At 39.7% G+C, this 237-nt stretch carries 1 pseudogene; it reads right to left on the bottom strand.

What is annotated here, in order from left to right:
* Nucleotides 1-237: pseudogene (locus RYX56_RS25140) on the bottom strand (PTS transporter subunit EIIC); the annotation flags it as partial.

The following is a 237-nucleotide window of genomic DNA, read 5'->3' as shown; positions in this document are numbered from 1 at the left end:
AAAAGAAGGGTATAACCAGATGTATTAATCATTTCAATATGAATTGGTGTTAAAATTTGGTGTAGTCCAAACATAACCATAGGTAAGAAGAAAAGACCTAAGATAAATCCTGAGAAAGCCCCCCCAACGTTTAGTACCCATGTAATCGATCCTACAAGAGCGCTTGACACTACACCGGCAACAGGCATGACAATGAATATAGTGAACAGGCCAACAACCAATAAGGCAATCGTCGGT

The organism is Alkalihalophilus lindianensis, from assembly GCF_032843265.1.
In the GTDB taxonomy this organism is placed as follows: Bacteria; Bacillota; Bacilli; order Bacillales; family Bacillaceae_D; genus Alkalihalophilus; species Alkalihalophilus lindianensis.
This window is presented reverse-complemented; position numbering and strand designations above follow the sequence as displayed.